Source organism: Streptomyces sp. WM6386 (assembly GCF_000972385.1).
Lineage (GTDB): Bacteria > Actinomycetota > Actinomycetes > Streptomycetales > Streptomycetaceae > Streptomyces.
The window spans coordinates 1-817 of sequence record NZ_JXTE01000287.1 but is presented as its reverse complement, the minus strand read 5'-3'; the positions used below and the strand labels follow the sequence as shown (position 1 = coordinate 817).

Annotated in this window: 1 protein-coding gene; it reads right to left on the bottom strand. The window is 74.4% G+C overall.

The features are described 5' to 3' along the window. Positions 1-24: 24 nt before the first annotated feature. Positions 25-817, bottom strand: a 793-nt coding sequence (locus TN53_RS41280) for a dienelactone hydrolase family protein (protein ID WP_063776303.1), incomplete at its 5' end; no start/stop codon positions are given.

The following is an 817-nucleotide window of genomic DNA, read 5'->3' as shown; positions in this document are numbered from 1 at the left end:
GTGATGGTGAGACGCACGTCACATTCAGGCCGTGGGGGTGAGGCGTTCCCGCAGGAAGGCGACGACCCGGGTGCGGGCGGCGAGGGCCTGGTGGCCCGGGGTCTCGCGGACCTCGGCGGTCAGCACGGAGTGCGCGCTCCTGGCGAAACCGCCCGCGTTGCCGGGGGCGGAGTCGAGTTCGATGACCTCGAAGGCGTCCCCGAGCCGGGCACGGAGCGTGCCGAACCGCTCGGCCGGGGAGATGCCGTCCTTGCTGAAGCGCAGACCGAGCACGCACAGTCCCTCACCGCGCGTGCGGGCGGCCACGGCGTCGAGCTCGTCGGCCGCGAGCCCGGCATCGGCCTTGCGGGTGCGGCTCGTCGGGAACGGCACCGAGGGCTGGCTGACGACGGGGGCGAGTACGGCGGGATCGACGGCGGCGGCCAGCGCGAAGGCGCCGGTGAAGCACATGCCGATGACGCCGACGCCGGCGCCGGGGGTGCGCGCGGCCAGGTCACGGGCGAGGGAGCGCAGATAGTCCGCGACGGGGCGGCGGGCGTTCGTGGCGAAGGCCCGGAACTCGGCCGACACGCACAGCCGGGCCACCACACCGAGGGTGTAGGGCGGGGAGTCCGCGCGGCCGGGGGTGCCGAACAGGGAGGGGACCGTGACCGTGAACCCCTCCTTGACCAGGTGCTCGGCCAGGCCCAGCACCTCGGGGGTGATGCCGGGGATCTCCGGGACGAGGATCACCCCGGGCCCGGCCCCCTTCTCGTACACGTCATGGGTGACGGAGCCGGCGGCGAAAGGGCGCCGGCTCCATCCGGTCAGGTCCGAG